This window comes from Roseimicrobium sp. ORNL1, assembly GCF_011044495.1.
Classification (GTDB): Bacteria; Verrucomicrobiota; Verrucomicrobiia; order Verrucomicrobiales; family Verrucomicrobiaceae; genus Roseimicrobium.
The window spans coordinates 7,843,581-7,859,515 of the sequence record NZ_CP049143.1; the positions used below are offsets into that span (position 1 = coordinate 7,843,581).

Sequence of the window (15,935 nt, forward strand, 5' to 3'; positions counted from 1 at the left end):
CCGTTGAGAAGTGCGCGCAGGTGGTGTCGCCCTTTGAAAATCAGGGTGAAATCTTGGGTTTCTCTCCCGAGCACCACTTGAAGTACCAGTCGTAGAATCTGCCTGCGGGTGCGAAGCCCTGTGCGAGGCGAACCAGGGGGTAATAGAGGGTACTGTAGGTCTTCACGGAGAGTGGGGTGGCCTTCCATCCCCAGCGTGCGTGGCCCGCCCAATACAACCCTGGAGAGAGCATGTAAGCCACCAAGATGAAGGAGACGATGACGCTCCATGTCACCGCAGCGTTCGTCTTCTTGCCCGGACCTTCTGGCATGATGAAGTGTAGTGCCACATTCGATCGGGGCAACCACGGGGTCTTGTATCGTGGGCGGGGAGTTCCCTGTCTCTCTGCTGTTCCCCTTGATTCCGGGCTCTTTGCAGGCATGGAAACAGCTCGCCACCTCCCTCACGAGGATCGCACGGCGACCGTAACCCTTTTCATATCACCATGCCCAAGAAACCTGTTGTTCTGATCATCCGCGATGGCTGGGGAATCAATCCCGGCGGCAAAGCCAAGGCCGTGGACAATGGCGATGCGACCCTGCTGGCGCGCACGCCCTTCCACGATCACCTGTACGCCACCTATCCGTGGGGCAAGGTCAGCGGCAGTGGTGAGGACGTGGGTCTGCCGGACGGCCAGATGGGCAACAGCGAAGTAGGCCACCTGAACCTGGGTGCGGGCCGCGTGGTGTACCAGGATCTCACCCGCATCAACAAAGCCATCCGTGAAGGTGAACTGGCGAAGAATCCCGTGCTGCAGGACGCGCTGAGCAAGGCACAGGGCAAGCGCATTCACTTCCTCGGCCTGGTGAGCGATGGCGGGGTGCATTCCCATCAGGATCATCTCGTGGCCCTCTGCAATGCCGCGAAGGCCGCCGGGGTGAATGACATCATGGTGCACGCCATCACGGACGGCCGTGACACTTCGCCGAAGGGTGGCGCGGGTTACCTTGCCAAGCTGGAAACAGATCTCGCAGCCAGTGGCGCGAACATCGCCACCGTCATCGGTCGCTACTTCGCCATGGACCGCGACACACGCTGGGAGCGCAACAAGCTCGCGTGGGATGCCATCGTGCTGGGTCGCGGCGAGGTGAAGACGAACAAGCCGAGCGAAGCCATCCAGCAGACATACGCCACTGAAACGCGCGGCGATGAATTCCTGCCGCCGCTCATTTTCAGCCACGCGAATGAACAACGAGTGCGCGATGGCGATGTGATCTTCTGGTTCAACTTCCGCGCAGACCGCGCGCGCCAGCTTTCCGTGGCCTTCCTCGATCCCGACTTCAAGGGCTTCGACCGCGAGGTCCAGCCGAAGGTGGAGTACTACACCCTCACCGAATATGATGCCACCTATGAGGCGTTCGGCGTGAAGGTGGTGTTCACGGCAGAGAGCATGAATAACATCCTCGGCCAGGTGGTGTCTGCCGCCGGGCTGAAGCAGCTCCGCTCCGCGGAAACGGAGAAGTACCCGCACGTGACCTTCTTCTTCAACGGTGGTGTGGAAACGCCCTTCCCGGGTGAAGACCGCTACCTCGCCATCAGCCCGAAGGAAGTGCCCACGTATGACAAGAAGCCGCAAATGAGCGGACCGGACGTGGCCTTCGAAGTGTACCGCCGACTGGAGAACTACGATCTCGTCATCGTGAACTTTGCCAATCCGGACATGGTGGGCCACACAGGCGTGGTGGAGGCCGGTATCCATGCGGTAGAGACCATCGACCTTGGCGTGCAGCTTCTCGTGGAGAAGACCCTCGCGCTGGGCGGCAAACTTTTCATCACCGCCGACCACGGCAACTGCGAAACGATGCGCAATCCAGATGGCACGCCGCACACCGCCCACACCACCAATCTGGTGCACGGCGTGTATGTGGCCAAGGACGCCCACCTCTTCTCGGTGAATGATGGCAAACTGGCGGACGTGGCCCCCACCCTGCTGGAAATGCTGGGCGTGCCGCAGCCTGCCGAAATGACCGGCAAGTCGCTCCTGCGCCGGAGCTAGGGCGAAGTCTGGGCATTTGGCCCAAAACGTTCTCCATCAAGCGCTGCCGGGATTTTTGGATCCCGGCAGGCCAACATTTTGTGCCCGGCGCTGTCTAACGAGGGCGCCGGGAAGAGTTTCCTTCCTGTCTGCCTCATCTCATGACTGTCATCGCCTTTGAACTCGCCGTCCTGTTTGTGCTTCTCCTTGCCAATGGCGTGTTCGCCATGGCGGAGATCGCCGTCGTCTCCTCCCGCCGGGCGCGCCTGCAGGTGCTGGCCAAGGAAGGGAACAAAGGGGCCGTGACGGCGCTCCAGCTCGCGGAGAATCCCGGCACTTTCCTGTCCACGGTGCAGGTGGGCATCACCCTCGTGGGCACCTTGGCCGGCGCCATGTCCGGTGCGGCGCTGATTGCGAAGCTCGCGCCGGTGCTCCAGCAGGTGCCGTGGTTGAATGAATGGGCCACCACCCTCGCCACGGTCATCGTGGTGAGCGGCATTACCTACCTTTCCGTGGTCATCGGGGAGTTGGTGCCGAAGCGCCTCGCCATCCAGTCGCCGGAGGGCTCGGCGGCGCGTCTGGCGCCGCCCATGAACCTGCTTTCGAAATGGACCTCGCCCATGGTCCATCTGCTGGACAAGTCGAGCGAGGTCATCGCCCGCCTGCTCGGGGCGAAGGGCGCTGTGGAACCCGGCGTTTCCGAGGAGGAAATCCGCGCCATGATCCATCAGGGCACGCTGTCCGGTGTCTTCAAGCCCGGCGAGCAGCGCATGGTGGAGGGCGTGCTCGAACTGGATGATCTCGTCGCGGCAGATGTGATGACGCCGAAGAACCAGATCGTGTGGATTGATCTGAGCGACTCCAATGAAGACAACTTCCGGAAAATCGCCGAGAGCGGCCACTCCTATTTTCCTGTGCATCGCAAGGTGCGTGACAATGTGCTGGGCATGCTCTCGGTGAAGTCTCTCTGGGCGAACTTGCACAGTGGCGATGCCAAGACGGATCTGGAAGCCCTGTTGCTCCAGCCCATCTTCGTGCCGGAGGGCATGCGCTGCCCGCGCATCATCGAGGAGTTCCGCAAACTCCGCCGTCATCTCGCTTTGGTGGTCGATGAGTTTGGTGGTGTATCAGGCCTTATTACCTTGAACGACATGGTGGAAGCCGTGATGGGCGCGATGCCTGATACGCTGGAAGCGGATGACGCCCAGATCCGGAAACAGTCCGACGGCTCCTGGATTGCCGATGCGCGCATGGACGTGGAGGAAGTGGCGCAGGCGATTGGTTTCGAGCTGCCTGCCGTGGAAATCGAAGACAGCGAGTACCGCACGCTGGCTGGCTACGTGATCCATCGCATGGGCCACCTGCCCAAGGAGGGCGAGGGGTTCGAGCATGCTGGACACCGCTTCGAGGTGGTGGACATGGATCGCCACCGCATCGACAAGGTGGTCATCCGGGCGGTGACGCCGCCCCCGGCTCCGGCTGCGAATTGAGGTTCGCAAATTCGGGGCTGGGCGAAACCTCGGCGTAGAGCCAAGCAATTTCTTTAGCAGTGGATGCATGTCATTCCTGCTGAGTTAACTGCGTATCCATCCGGCTGTCCGGCTGCAATGGCCTGAACAATTCGTTCCGGCGGTTCGTCCAATTTCACAGATCCGATTAGTTAACGTCCGACACTATTGCCAGATGGAAGGAAATCCCGCCATGCCCCAGGACTGCGCCGCCGAGTTGCTCGAGGTGGTGCCCATGGTCATGCGTGCCATGCGGGCAGAGGTGCGCGGGCATCGTGCGCCGGAGCTCTCCATGCCCCAGTTCCGTGCCTTGGCTTTCATCGGGCGAAATGAAGGAGCGATGCTCTCCGATGTGGCGAACTTCCTGGGCCAGAGCCTGCCCGCCGCCTCGAAGCTGGTGGAGGGGCTGGTCGCCGCGCGGTTTGCCATCCGCCGTCCGGACCCCACGGACCGGCGCAAGATTTCCCTGACCCTCAGTCCCGCTGGCCGGGCGAAGCATGAGGCGATCCTCACGCACGCCCGTTCTTTCCTCTCCCACAAGGTCGAGCATCTCGGCGAGCCCCAGCGCTCGGCCATCGTGACCGCCATGAAGACGCTGCGTGAGGTCTTCCAACCCTGCCAGCCTGTGGAGGTGGCCCGTACTTGATTCCGTACCGGCCATCCCTCACCCACCCTTCGAATCACACGGCGGGGGCAGCGCGAATAGAAACCAACTTCAACAGGTCCAAGAAAGGCAGCTTTTTCATGTTCCCCCCAGTCCACCATCGCCTGATCGCACTCGCGGGATGCGTCATATCCCTGACGCTCGCCGCGTGCTCGAAATCGCCGGAAGGCGCCCAGAAGGGCGGTGGTGGCAAAGGAGGCGGAGGTGGTGGCGGAGCGGTGCCCGTCACGGTGGCGGAGGTGGTGAAGAAGGACATGCCGGTGATGCTCCCTGGCATCGGGAATGTGCGGGCCTTTTCCACGGTCTCCTTGAAGCCGCGCGTGTCCGGCCAGATCGCGGAGATCCATTATAAGGAAGGACAGTTCGTAAAGCAGGGTGACCTGCTGGTAACGCTCGACCCGAAGCCCTTCCAAGTGGCGCTCGCACAGGCGAAGGCCAAGCAGAACCAGGTGGGCACGCAGCTCGCCCTCGCGCAGAAGCAGGCGGATCGCTACGTGGCGCTGCAAAAGTCCGGTGCCGTGGCGAAGGAGCAGCTCGACCAGGTGCAAAGCGACCTCAAGGTGGCCCAGGCCAATGCCGAGGCGGAGAAGGCATCGGTGGAAGCGGCGGAGCTGCAGCTCTCCTATTGCACCATCTACTCGCCCATGGCGGGCCGCGTGGGACGTCGCGTGGTGGATGCGGGCAACGTCATCAAGGCGGATGACACGGAACTGGTGGTGATCAACCAACTCCAGCCGATTGAAGTGGTGTTCTCCGTGCCGGAGCAATATCTCGGCGTGATTTCGAAAGAGATGGCAAAAGGACCGCTCAAGGCGGGCATCACGCTCAGTGGCAACGGGGCCACGCAGACCTCCGGTGAGCTCACCTTTGTGGACAATGCGGTGAAGCCTGCCACGGGCACCATTGAACTGAAGGCGGCCTTCCCGAACAAGGACTTCACCCTCTGGCCGGGCCAGTTCGGCGAGGTGATGCTGACGCTCTCCACGCAGAAGGATGCCATTGTGACGCCGGCGGTGGCCGTGCAGACCGGGCAGAAGGGACCCTATGTGTTTGTTGTGAAGCCGGACAAGACGGTCGAAGTCCGTGATGTGGTGGTGGAACGCACGGTTGGCGATGAGAGCGTGATCCAGAAGGGGCTCAATCCCGGCGAGACCGTGGTGGTCGATGGACACCTGCGCCTCTTCCCCGGCGCCAAGGTGGAACTCAAACCGCCCGTCGGTGGCGAGGTCCCTCCCGCCGAAGCCGCGGGCAAGCAGGTGGCGAATACCGTGCCCTGATCTTTGCAGGCCCCAGCAATCTTCTCTTTCGCACGCCATGACCATCCCGGAACTCTGCATCCGCCGCCCTGTGATGACCTCGCTGGTCATGATCGGCCTACTGGGCTTTGGCCTGCTCGCGTATTTCAAGCTGCCGGTCAATGACCTGCCGAATGTGGACTTCCCCACGATCTCGGTGAGCGCGAGCCTGCCCGGTGCCAGTCCGGAAACGATGGCATCTTCTGTGGCCACGCCTTTGGAGAAACAATTCTCCACGATCGCGGGGATCGACTCGATGACCTCGGTCAGTGCGCTCGGCAGCACGTCGATAACCATCCAGTTCAAACTCGATCGCGATATCGATGGCGCCGCGCTGGATGTGCAGACCGCCATCTCCAGCGCCCTGCGAAATTTGCCAGCGGACATGCCGAATCCACCGTCCTTCCGCAAGGTGAACCCGGCGGACTTCCCGATTCTCTATTTGTCACTGGTATCGCCCACGCTGCCTCTCTCCGAGGTGGATGAATATGCGGAGACCGCCATCGCCCAGCGCATCTCCATGGTGGAAGGTGTGGCGCAGGTGGAAGTGCGCGGAGCTCAGAAGTATGCCGTGCGCGTGCAGGTGGATCCGCTGAAGCTGGCCTCGCGAGGCATCAGCTTCGATGAAGTGCGCAACGCCATCTCGCAGGGGAACAGCAACCTGCCTACGGGTACATTGCAAGGGCGTGACCAGAACTTCACGGTGCAGACGAGTGGCCAGTTGGAGGATGCCAAGCAGTTCCGGCCGATCATTGTGGCCTATCGCGATGGCGCTCCAGTGCGGTTGGATCAGGTGGCCCTGGTGTCGGACAGTGTGGAGAACGACAAGGTGGCGAGCTGGTTCGGAACGGAGCGCGCCATCGTGCTCACGGTGCAGCGCCAGCCGGGCACCAACACGGTGCAGGTGGTGGATGACATCAAGAAACTGCTGCCGTCCATCAACGCCCAGCTTCCTGCAGCCGTTCAGGTGAAGATTCTCACCGACCGCGCGCAGACCATCCGCGAGTCCGTGCATGACGTGCAGCTCACGCTGCTGCTGACCATCGGACTGGTGGTGATGGTGATCTTCCTCTTCCTCAGAAACCTGACGGCCACGGTCATTCCCAGCATCGCCATTCCACTCTCCATCGTGGGGACGTTTGGCGTGATGTACCTGCTCGGTTTCAGCATCAACAACCTCTCACTCATGGCGCTGACCTTGAGCGTGGGCTTCATCGTGGATGATGCCATCGTGGTGCTGGAGAACATCGTGCGGCATGTGGAGAATGGCGAGAAGGTGTGGGACGCTGCGCTGAAGGGATCTCGCGAGATCGGGTTCACCGTCATCTCCATGACCATCTCCCTCGCCGCCGTGTTTCTGCCGGTGCTCTTCATGGGAGGCATCCTGGGAAGATTGCTCAATGAATTCGCTGTGACCATTGCTGTGGCGATTCTGGTTTCAGGCTTTGTCTCGCTGACGCTGACACCGATGCTGTGCAGCCGTTTCCTGAAGGCGCACCATCAGGAAAAGAAACCGGGAAGGCTCTTCCGGATGTCCGAGAAGTTCTTCGATGGGATGCGGGACGTCTATGACCACACGCTGAGATTCTCCCTGAAGCATCGTGTCACCATGATGCTGCTGACACTCGGCACTGTTGCCATTACCGGATGGCTCTTCCTGCACCTGCCCAAGGGGTTCATTCCGCCGGAAGACATTGGTCAGATCATGGTGAGCACGGAAGGGGCACAGGATGCCTCTTACGACTCCATGGTGCGGCACCAGCAGGCGCTCGCGGACATTGTGGAGAAGAATCCGTACATTCAGGCTTACAGCTCCTCGGTGGGCGCGAGCGGATCCAGTTCCACTGGGAACAGCGGCCGTATCTTCATCCAGCTCAAGCCTCGCAAGGAGCGTCCCTCCGCTGCGGAGATTGTGGATCAAATGCGTCCGCAATTCGCCAAGGTCCCCGGCATCCGGGCTTATGCGTCCGTGCCTGCGGCGATCCGCATCGGCGGTCGTGCCAGCAAGAGCCCGTACCAGTTCACCCTTTCGAGTCCGGACATTGAAGAGCTCTTTGCCGTGGCGCCCAAAATCGAAAAGCTGATGGGCGGGCTCCCGGGTCTCACAGATGTGACGAGCGACCTGCAGATCACCAGCCCTCAGATCTTCGTGAAGGTGAATCGCGACAAGGCTTCCACCGTGGGGCTCACCGCCAACCAGATCGAGACGGCGCTCTACAACGCGTACGGCTCCCGCCAGATCTCCTCCATCTTCACTCCGAGCAATCAGTACTACGTGATCATGGAAGTGGATCCGAAGTATCGCGCCGATCCCGAGGCGCTCTCCATGCTGTATATCCGTGGTGGCAATGGCGACCTCGTGCCGCTCGGTTCTGTGGCGGAGATTCGCCGCACGGTGGGTCCGCTCACGGTGAATCACGCGGGCCAGCTTCCCTCCGTGACAATCTCCTTCGCGACGAAGCCCGGGGTGTCCCTGGGCGATGCGGTGAACTCCATCCAAGATGCGGTGCAGGGTCAGCTTCCCATCACAGTGACTACGAGTTTCCAGGGAGAGGCGCAGGCCTTCCAGAACTCGCTGCAAGGATTGGGCCTGTTGCTGGTGATGGCGGTGCTTCTGATCTACCTCGTGCTGGGCATCCTGTACGAGAGCTTCATCCACCCCATCACGATTCTTTCCGGCCTGCCCTCCGCGGGCGTGGGTGCACTGCTCACGCTGTTGATCTTCGGGTATGAGCTGAACGTGTATGGCTTCGTCGGCATTCTGATGCTGATCGGTATTGTGAAGAAAAACGCCATTATGATGATCGACTTCGCACTGGAAGCCCAGCGCAACGAAGGCAAGAGCCCGGCGGACGCAATCTACCAGGCGTGCCTGGTGCGCTTTCGCCCGATCATGATGACCACGTTTGCCGCGTTGATGGGCGCGCTGCCGATCGCCCTTGGCATCGGCGCCGGCGCCGAATCACGACGCTCCCTTGGTCTGGCGGTCGTGGGTGGCCTGCTGCTGTCCCAGCTTCTCACGCTGTACATCACCCCCGTGTTTTACATCTACATGGAGCGTTTCCAGGCCTGGCTGAAGCGCGGCAAGAAGGGGAAGGGCGAAGAAGAGAAGGCAAAGCTGCCCGGCGGAGGTGAAGCGGTGCCGGCGTGAGCTGGCAAGGGGGTGAAGGATTCTTCCTGTCACCCTCTGGCATTTTGTGATAGGGTGTATTTACCTAAATCATGACTGCCACAGACACCAACGCCACGATGGCGGTGTATCTCGATCTGGAGAACATCGTCATCGGCATCCAGGAAGCGCGGTATCCCAAGTTCGACATCCAGAAGGTGCTCGAGCGGCTTCTGCTCAAGGGACACATCGTGACAAAGAAGGCGTATTGCGACTGGGAACGGTACAAGGAATTCAAGCGCAGCCTGCACGAGACGGCGTTTGAAATGATTGAAGTGCCGCATCTCCGGCAGTCTGGGAAGAACTCCGCGGACATCCGCATGGTGGTGGATGCTCTGGACCTCTGCTACACGAAGAGCCACGTGGACACGTTTGTCATCGTGAGCGGTGACTCCGACTTCTCACCGCTGGTGAGCAAGCTGCGCGAGAATGCCAAGAAGGTGATTGGCATGGGCGTGAAGAACTCCACAGCGAATCTCTTCATCTCGAACTGCGATGAGTTCATCTATTACGATGACCTCGTGCGCAAGGAAGCCTCCAAAGTGCGGAAGCCTGCGAAGGAAAAGGATGCCAAGGACCCTGCAGCAGCACCGAAGGAGCATGAGCATGGACCTGCGGTGAAGAAGCTGGATCCCGAGGATGCACTGCAGAAGCTCAGCGAGACGATTGAGTTGCTGGCGGAGGAGCGCGACTCGGATGATCCCATTTGGGGCTCTATGATTAAGCAGGCGCTGAAGCGGCGCGATCCCGGCTTCAATGAGCGCGCGTTTGGCTTCAAGTCGTTTAATGCCCTCTTGGAAGAAGCGCAGCGGAGAGGACTGGTCTCGCTGAAGGCGGATGAGAAGGCGGGGAATTACAACTATGCGGTGCGGGTGAAGGGGTAGGCCGGTGCGACGGTGAGCGGTGCGGCGGTAGGACGGTGAGGGTCGGTATGTTATTCCTGCTGCATACCGAAGTTGCTGCCTGAAGGGCAGCAGGAGCCCAGCCCAGAGTTAGGGAGTCTCAGCGACCGACACTCTGGGTAGGGTGCGAAATCCATGCCACCCTGAAAGGGTGGAGGAGCGCGGCGAAATGGTCTGCAATACCACAGGGACTGTTTGACGACTCCGCGACTCTTTCAGAGTCGAATACATCCTGATACGCCACCCAGGGTGTCGGTCGCCAGGGCTCCCAACCCTGGGCTGGGCTCCTGCGCCCCTTCAGGGCGCGATGCGGCCAGGTTTCGACTTTGTGCAGCGAGCTGCCCCAGCTTTTTGTACTACTCGGCCGAGAGCTTGTACCACGCACGGATGACATCGCCGCGAGAGGTTTTGCCATCTGCTTTCAACGCAAGACTCCCAGCCTTGCTGCGCACGCTCTCTGGCAGCAACGCGGTCCATCGCCCCAGCAACGCCTCATCGACCGGCGTATCCAACCCGGCTTCATGCAGCGGATATGCCTTCGCATACTGACCGAAGAGCGATTGCCACAGGGGCTTGTTCTCGCCTTCGGATTTGTGGAAACCATGCAGGCCGCCCAGCATGCCCATCCACTGGACCGCAGCGTAGTCAGGCGAGTTCTGCGGAACGTCATTCACATAGATGGTCGCGGCGCCATGCGTGTGCAGCAGGCGCTGCAGGGCCTTCACGTCCACCTTCTGCACGGAGCCGACATCTCCCTTCAACGCAAGATGCGCGGCGAAGCCGGCTGCGTGGCCCATTTGGGTCCAGATGGGCTCCAGGCGCAGTGCGCAGAAACCCACATGGCTGGAGGAGGCCGCGACGGGAACGAGGAGATTGGTTACTCTTAAGGGAACCAACGTGCCATACGGAACCTGATACGGAGCGGCGCGCTGGTAGAACTCACCGGTGTGCTTGCCGTTGAAGCGTGTGCCTTCGCGACCGGTGCCATGACAGTTGTGCGAGTAGTCACCGATGGCAATGCTGTCTTCTTTAAGAGGAATGCGTACGTCATCCGGACCGAAGGCGGTGTCGTTCTGCGTGAAGATGTGCGTGCCCACCATGCGGCGGGCTTCGCGTACGTAGAGCTGCTCCGGCAGGTGGTTGTGGTTTGCGAACTCATCCTTGGGAAAGCCCCAGCGGTGGGCGTCTTCGCGGACATCGGCAGGAACGTCGGGATCGTTCTGCAGGAAGTAGAGCAGACCGAGGGCGTACGTGAGGTGCTGTTGCACGATCTTCGAGCGCTCCTCATCGCTCGCATCAGGGTAGCCATCATTGATGTCCGGCATGGAGAGGCGCACCAGGCCATGGGACATGTCATTGATGTCTGTCTTGTCATTCGGCAGGAACGGTGGCTGGACCTTATAGATGGCCTTGGAGGTCTTGGCGCCCATGCTGTCGGGCACTTCCAGGCCGGTGGTGATGGCCACGCCGAAGACATGGGTAAGCTTCTTGTTCTTGTAGAGATCCAGCACGGGCAGGAAGTCCTCGCGCTTATAACCTTCGGGTTTGGTCGCAGGTAGCTTGTTGGCCGGATCGAGGGTCATGCACCAGCGGAAGTTGTAGCCCTGCACCTGCTTGTCCCCGCCCGCGGGGACGTTCTTCGCGAGTGATTCGCCATACTTTGCTTCGTCTTCGCGCCCCACGGTGTATTCCACGCCCGCTTTCGCCATCAGGTCCCCTTCGTACGAGGCATCAATGAACATGCCTGCCGCGAGCGTGACCTGCGCTCCGCCTTCCTTGCGAAACACCGCGGAGATGATGCGCGAGGGCATGCTGCGTGTGCTGGCCACATTCACGAGGCTGTGCCTTGTCAGCACGGTCACGCCTTTGCGCTCCGCCAGCATGGTTTCGAAGACCTGCTGGTTTACCTTTGGCTCGCCGAATTGGCCGTGGAAGCTCAGCTTCGCCTGCTCGGAGTCCTTGCCATATTCCTTCACATAGTGGGCATATACGCGCTGGGTGAAGTCCCACCAGAAGCCCGAGTGGCACTCCAGGGATCGGAAATCCGTGTGGCTTAGGCCGTTCGTTACCAGACCGCCTACGAAGGAGAAGGGTTCCACGAGCACGACACTGCGGCCTTCATCTGCCGCTGCACAGGCGGCGGCGAGCCCAGCCGGTGTGCCGCCATAGACCAGCACATCGTAGCGCGCGGGCTGCTGGGTCTGGGCGGGCAGTACAGAGTAGGTGCCCATCAATAGCACGGTCTGCAGCGTGAGAAAGAAGCGTCGGTTCATGAGAAGAGAATCGGGGCTGCGGAAATGGGTGCTGCCGCATCTTGACGAAAACAGTCAGCATCCGCGACGAAAAAAGCGCCAGACCTGCCCGGTTTGGACACGTATTCTTGCGCGATGAAGTGTGTCGCCCTTGCCCTGCTCGTCCTCGCCGCGGAAGCCTGCGCCCAGGCAAACGCAACCACCCACGAGTGGCCGCGCTTTCGCGGACCGCGCGGGGATGGCGCCTGGAACACCCCTGCCCTTCCCAAGGACCTTGCGGGTATCCATCCCCAGCAACGCTGGAGCGTGAAGATCGGCGGTGGCTACGGAGGCGTGACCGTGAGTGGCGGTCGCGTGTATGTGATGGATCGCGAGAAGCAACCCGAGTCCGAGCGGGTGTTATGTCTCGATGAAGCGACGGGGAAGACCATCTGGGAACACCGCTATCCCGTCACCTATGGTTCGATCGATTACGGCAATGGGCCACGTGCGAGCGTGGTAATCCACGAAGGCAAGGCGTACACGCTTGGCACCACGGGCATCACTGCCTGTCTGGATGCTGCCACTGGCAAGGTTGTATGGCAGGTGGACCTCGTGAAGGAACACAACGCCGTGATTCCCACGTGGGGATTCGCGGCGTCTCCCTACCTTTGGGAGGGCGCGGTGCTGCTGCACTGTGGTGCGGAGCCGAAGGGAAGCATCATCGCCCTGGAGTCCGCCACTGGAAAGCTGCGCTGGCGCGGTGGGAGTGACAAGGCTGGCTACTGCACCCCGGTGGTGTTCGATGCGCCCTCAGGGCCGATGCTCATCCAGTGGGGACCGCAGAACATCACAGGCATGTCTCCGAAGGATGGGCAGGAGTACTGGAAGTTCCCCTATGACATCACCTATGGCGTCTCCATTGCGCAGCCCATCTATCACGAGGGCATCCTGCTCGTGTCAGGCTACTGGCACGGTACGCGGGCGCTCAAGCTGGGAAGCGGCCCCGAAGATGTGAGCCTGGCGTGGAGCGATGAAAAGACGCTCTGCGGACTCATGAGCCAGCCGCTGTACAAGGATGGCTATGTCTATCTCCTGACCAAGGCGCAGGGCGTGATCTGTTTCAAGCTCAGCGACGGCTCCATCCAGTGGAAGGATGAGCATCAGCTGACACCGAAGGATAGGAACCCGCAGATCAGCCTCGTGTGGGCGGATGAGAAGAACAACATCGCCTGCGGCTTGAATGCGAATGGCGAGCTCATCTTTGCGCGGTTCACCCCGGAGAAGATGGAGGAGATCACGCGCCACCAGGTTGTCGGCAAGACGTGGGCGCATCCAGCCTTCACGAAGGATGCGGTGTATGCCCGCAGTGATACGGAGATCGTGGCGTGGGACCTCTGGAAGTAGGAGTGCCTGCTGTGCACGTGCGGGTATGCGTAAGCAAAAACGCAATCAGCACCATGCGGCAAAAGTGATGCTTGGGTACCTGAACCGGCGTGTGGTAGCATCCGCGCCATCATGCTCCGATTGTCAGCACTTGTTTTGATGCCATTTCTCTGCTGCGCCGCGGCGGAGGTGAAGAATTCGCCAGAGGGTTCGAAAGAAATCCCCAAGCCTGCGAATGGCAGGCCCTGGAAGCATGACGAGTCTGGCATTCAGTTTCCCCAGAAGCTCGGGTCTCTCACCATGGAGGGCGGACATCGCTACGAAGACCCGGCTTTGGGAGTGACCGTGCGCTACCTCAATGAGGATGGACGGGTCCGGGCAGCAATTTATGTGTATCCTTGCAAACAGCCTCACGGAAGCGAAGAGGAGAAACTCAAGGTGACCAGTGATGAAGCAGGAGCGGCACTGGGTGAGATTAAAGGGATGGAAACGCAGGGCACCTATTCGAAGGTGGAGATCGGCGAGGGAGCATCCTGGAAGGTTCCTACTGCGCCGAATGAAAACGAGAAGACCGTCTTCGTGGAGGTGCCACTTTCTTATGAGCTCCACGAGACAAAAGGTGAGACGAAAATTTCCACGCCGGTTCGCTCCCGGATGGGAGTCACCGTAGTAGGGAACTACATCGTGAAGGTGCGCTACACCTATCCGGCAGACCTCAAGGAGGAGGGCGAAGCGGAGAGCGTGAAGTGGGTGAAAAAGGTGCGCATGGCGCTTTCAGAACCGTATCTGCGCACCGTGGCAGAGGAGGCGCTGAAGAAGTATCGTCAGGATCCGCTCTCGGAAGAGGGCGCAGCGGCCGCCGGCGGCGTGGTCCTCTACGCGGACCAGTCCCCTTTCGTGTCGCTGACCATTCCGGCAGAGATCTTACAATGGAGCGAGGCCTGCAACCAGGTGGCGCCCGACGATCGCATGCCGCTGCTGCAGGCCTACATCGCGGGAGGCACGGAAGCGTCTCTGAAGGATCAGTACGGCGATGAAGTGGTGGAGGCAGCCATGGCCAGCACGGCGGATTTCTACAAGCGACTCAAGAAAAAGCACGCCGCGCTGAAGGTGGAAGATCTGGAGAAACTCGTGGAAGCAGTCGAGGCGAAGAAGGGCGTGGACTTCTTCAGAAAACTGGACTCCATCGCCAAGCTCAAGCAGGTGAACTGAGCGTCTCCAGTGGCGGCCAATTCAGCATCCAGTTGACAAATTTTCGTGTCGTCTTAATCTTCCGCTTACCCCTTTCGCAATTGATGACCTGGTCCCTCCAGCTCTGCGCCAAGCCTGAACACCGAATTTACGTCGGTGGTCGCAAGTTTGCGCGCGGCGGGTCCAAGGCTGGATGATCGAAGAACTATTTTCGTTTTCTCCATCTCCTTTGCGAAGCCCGCCACCACCGTGAGCGGGCTTTTTTGTGGCCTGCTCGTTGCCGCCCCTCTCCCGCCTCCTCGTTCAACGACCAACGCCACGTTACCGCGCCCATGCCTCCCTCATTCAGAGAAAGTATACGTCTCCTGCCAGTCTCCTACTGGGTGCTGATGGGGGCCACATTCGTCACCAGGTTCGGTGTGTTCGTGGTGCCCTTCCTGACGTGGGTGATGACCAAGCGTGGCTTCACGCCGATCCAGGCAGGGTGGACCGTGGCGGCCTACTCCGCGGGCAGCTTTTGCGCGTCCCTGGTAGGCGGCTGGGTGGCAGACCGCTTTGGCAGAAATGTGACGATGGCTGCCGCTGGCCTCCTGGGCGCGGCGTGCATGCTGTTGCTCTCGCAGGCGGAGCAGTTGCACTGGCTGGTGCTGCTCACGCTGCTGGCGGGATTCACTGGTGAAGCCGGCGGACCAGCGAGCGTGGCGCTGGTGCAGGACATTGTGCCGAGCGAGCACCGGCTGGCGGCGTTTGCCGTGCAGCGCTTCGTGGTGAACCTGGCGTGGGCCTTCGGACCGGCCGTGGCTGGTTTTGTCGTAGAGCGGTCCATCTTCTGGCTGTTCGCCGGGGATGCGATCTCGAGCGCCTTCTTTGGCGTGGTGGCATTGTTCTTCCTGCCCCGGGGGACGCGTTCCTGCCGGCATACCAGCGGGTGGAGCCACGCGCTGGCGTCCATTCGGGGGAATCGCCCCTTCCTCGTGCTGTTCATCTCGTGCGTGGCCGTGGCGTTCATGTTCCGGCAGACGAACACGACCTTCACCCTGCACTTCGAGAAGAGTGGGAATCCGGCATCCCTGCTGGGTTACGTGCTCGCGATCAATGGCGTGATGATCTGCCTGATGGAAATGCCGCTGGCTTCACACACGCGGTGGATGCCGGTGCGGAATGCCATCGCGGTGGGTTATGCGGGCATGGCCCTGAGTTTCCTGGTGTTTCTCTTCGGCAACAGCGTGACGGCATTCATGGTCTGCATGGTGATCTTCACCACAGGCGAGATGATGGCTTTCTCCCGGCAGCAGGCGTATGCAGCCAGCCTGTCTCCTGAGGACATGCGGGGACGGTACAGCGGCTTCCTGGGCCTGGCGTGGAGCATTGGAAACATCACCGCGTCGGTGGGCGCCATGGCTCTCTACCAGTGGAAGCCGGATGCCGTGTGGGTGATAACTGCAGCGGTGGGGATGCTCGCGGCTCTGGTGCTGGTGAAGGCTTCGGTGGCGCGTGGCCCGAGCAAGTTGATGCCCGAGGTGCACAAAGAGCCGAAGTCCCCTGTGCAAGCGGAGGAGGTCGTGTCACGTTGAT

11 protein-coding genes are annotated in these 15,935 nt (G+C 60.8%); 9 read left to right on the forward strand and 2 right to left on the reverse strand.

Going from position 1 to position 15,935, the window contains the following annotated elements:
• Positions 1-40: 40 nt before the first annotated feature.
• Positions 41-310 carry a hypothetical protein gene (locus tag G5S37_RS31755; protein WP_165210990.1) on the reverse strand — a complete coding sequence of 90 codons (270 nt, stop codon included), beginning with the start codon at positions 308-310 and terminating at the stop codon, positions 41-43.
• 174 nt (positions 311-484) lie between these two features.
• Here G5S37_RS31755 and gpmI point away from each other — a divergent pair, with 174 nt between their 5' ends.
• The 6 genes from gpmI (at position 485) to G5S37_RS31785 (ending at position 9,534) form a co-directional block, all read left to right on the forward strand.
• A complete protein-coding gene (gene gpmI, locus G5S37_RS31760) occupies positions 485-2,035 on the forward strand; it encodes a 2,3-bisphosphoglycerate-independent phosphoglycerate mutase (protein WP_165210993.1) in 1,551 nt (516 codons plus the stop codon).
• A 140-nt stretch (positions 2,036-2,175) separates the two neighbouring features.
• Positions 2,176-3,504: a hemolysin family protein gene (locus G5S37_RS31765; RefSeq protein ID WP_165210996.1), complete on the forward strand. Its 1,329-nt coding sequence runs from the start codon at positions 2,176-2,178 to the stop codon at positions 3,502-3,504.
• Between the two features lie 211 nt (positions 3,505-3,715).
• Complete coding sequence (locus tag G5S37_RS31770; RefSeq protein WP_165210999.1) at positions 3,716-4,168, forward strand: MarR family transcriptional regulator; 453 nt, start codon at positions 3,716-3,718, stop codon at positions 4,166-4,168.
• A 98-nt stretch (positions 4,169-4,266) separates the two neighbouring features.
• Complete coding sequence (locus tag G5S37_RS31775; protein ID WP_165211002.1) at positions 4,267-5,463, forward strand: efflux RND transporter periplasmic adaptor subunit; 1,197 nt, start codon at positions 4,267-4,269, stop codon at positions 5,461-5,463.
• 37 nt (positions 5,464-5,500) lie between these two features.
• Entirely contained in the window at positions 5,501-8,632 is a 3,132-nt protein-coding gene (locus tag G5S37_RS31780; RefSeq protein WP_165211005.1) for a multidrug efflux RND transporter permease subunit, read from the forward strand.
• A gap of 71 nt (positions 8,633-8,703) precedes the next feature.
• Positions 8,704-9,534 (forward strand): NYN domain-containing protein, encoded by an 831-nt coding sequence (locus G5S37_RS31785; protein ID WP_165211008.1) that lies wholly within the window; start codon positions 8,704-8,706, stop codon positions 9,532-9,534.
• 374 nt (positions 9,535-9,908) lie between these two features.
• Here G5S37_RS31785 and G5S37_RS31790 read toward each other — a convergent pair whose 3' ends face one another.
• Entirely contained in the window at positions 9,909-11,825 is a 1,917-nt protein-coding gene (locus tag G5S37_RS31790) for an FAD-dependent oxidoreductase (RefSeq protein ID WP_165211011.1), read from the reverse strand.
• A gap of 114 nt (positions 11,826-11,939) precedes the next feature.
• Between G5S37_RS31790 and G5S37_RS31795 the strand changes: the two genes are divergently transcribed.
• The 3 genes from G5S37_RS31795 (at position 11,940) to G5S37_RS31805 (ending at position 15,934) form a co-directional block, all read left to right on the forward strand.
• Complete coding sequence (locus tag G5S37_RS31795) at positions 11,940-13,190, forward strand: PQQ-binding-like beta-propeller repeat protein (RefSeq protein ID WP_165211014.1); 1,251 nt, start codon at positions 11,940-11,942, stop codon at positions 13,188-13,190.
• A 111-nt stretch (positions 13,191-13,301) separates the two neighbouring features.
• The gene (locus G5S37_RS31800) at positions 13,302-14,381 is read left to right on the forward strand and encodes a hypothetical protein (RefSeq protein WP_206026246.1); all 1,080 of its coding nucleotides are present in this window, start codon (positions 13,302-13,304) and stop codon (positions 14,379-14,381) included.
• A gap of 311 nt (positions 14,382-14,692) precedes the next feature.
• Positions 14,693-15,934: an MFS transporter gene (locus G5S37_RS31805; RefSeq protein WP_165211020.1), complete on the forward strand. Its 1,242-nt coding sequence runs from the start codon at positions 14,693-14,695 to the stop codon at positions 15,932-15,934.
• The last annotated feature ends 1 nt before the right edge of the window (position 15,935 follow it).

Coding starts and splice junctions, on each gene's coding strand:
- G5S37_RS31755 (WP_165210990.1), bottom strand. CDS start 310: ATGCCAGAAGGTCCGGGCAAGAAGACGAACGCTGCGGTGACATGGAGC.
- gpmI (WP_165210993.1), top strand. CDS start 485: ATGCCCAAGAAACCTGTTGTTCTGATCATCCGCGATGGCTGGGGAATC.
- G5S37_RS31805 (WP_165211020.1), top strand. CDS start 14,693: ATGCCTCCCTCATTCAGAGAAAGTATACGTCTCCTGCCAGTCTCCTAC.
- G5S37_RS31790 (WP_165211011.1), bottom strand. CDS start 11,825: ATGAACCGACGCTTCTTTCTCACGCTGCAGACCGTGCTATTGATGGGC.
- G5S37_RS31775 (WP_165211002.1), top strand. CDS start 4,267: ATGTTCCCCCCAGTCCACCATCGCCTGATCGCACTCGCGGGATGCGTC.
- G5S37_RS31780 (WP_165211005.1), top strand. CDS start 5,501: ATGACCATCCCGGAACTCTGCATCCGCCGCCCTGTGATGACCTCGCTG.
- G5S37_RS31765 (WP_165210996.1), top strand. CDS start 2,176: ATGACTGTCATCGCCTTTGAACTCGCCGTCCTGTTTGTGCTTCTCCTT.
- G5S37_RS31795 (WP_165211014.1), top strand. CDS start 11,940: ATGAAGTGTGTCGCCCTTGCCCTGCTCGTCCTCGCCGCGGAAGCCTGC.
- G5S37_RS31785 (WP_165211008.1), top strand. CDS start 8,704: ATGACTGCCACAGACACCAACGCCACGATGGCGGTGTATCTCGATCTG.
- G5S37_RS31800 (WP_206026246.1), top strand. CDS start 13,302: ATGCTCCGATTGTCAGCACTTGTTTTGATGCCATTTCTCTGCTGCGCC.
- G5S37_RS31770 (WP_165210999.1), top strand. CDS start 3,716: ATGCCCCAGGACTGCGCCGCCGAGTTGCTCGAGGTGGTGCCCATGGTC.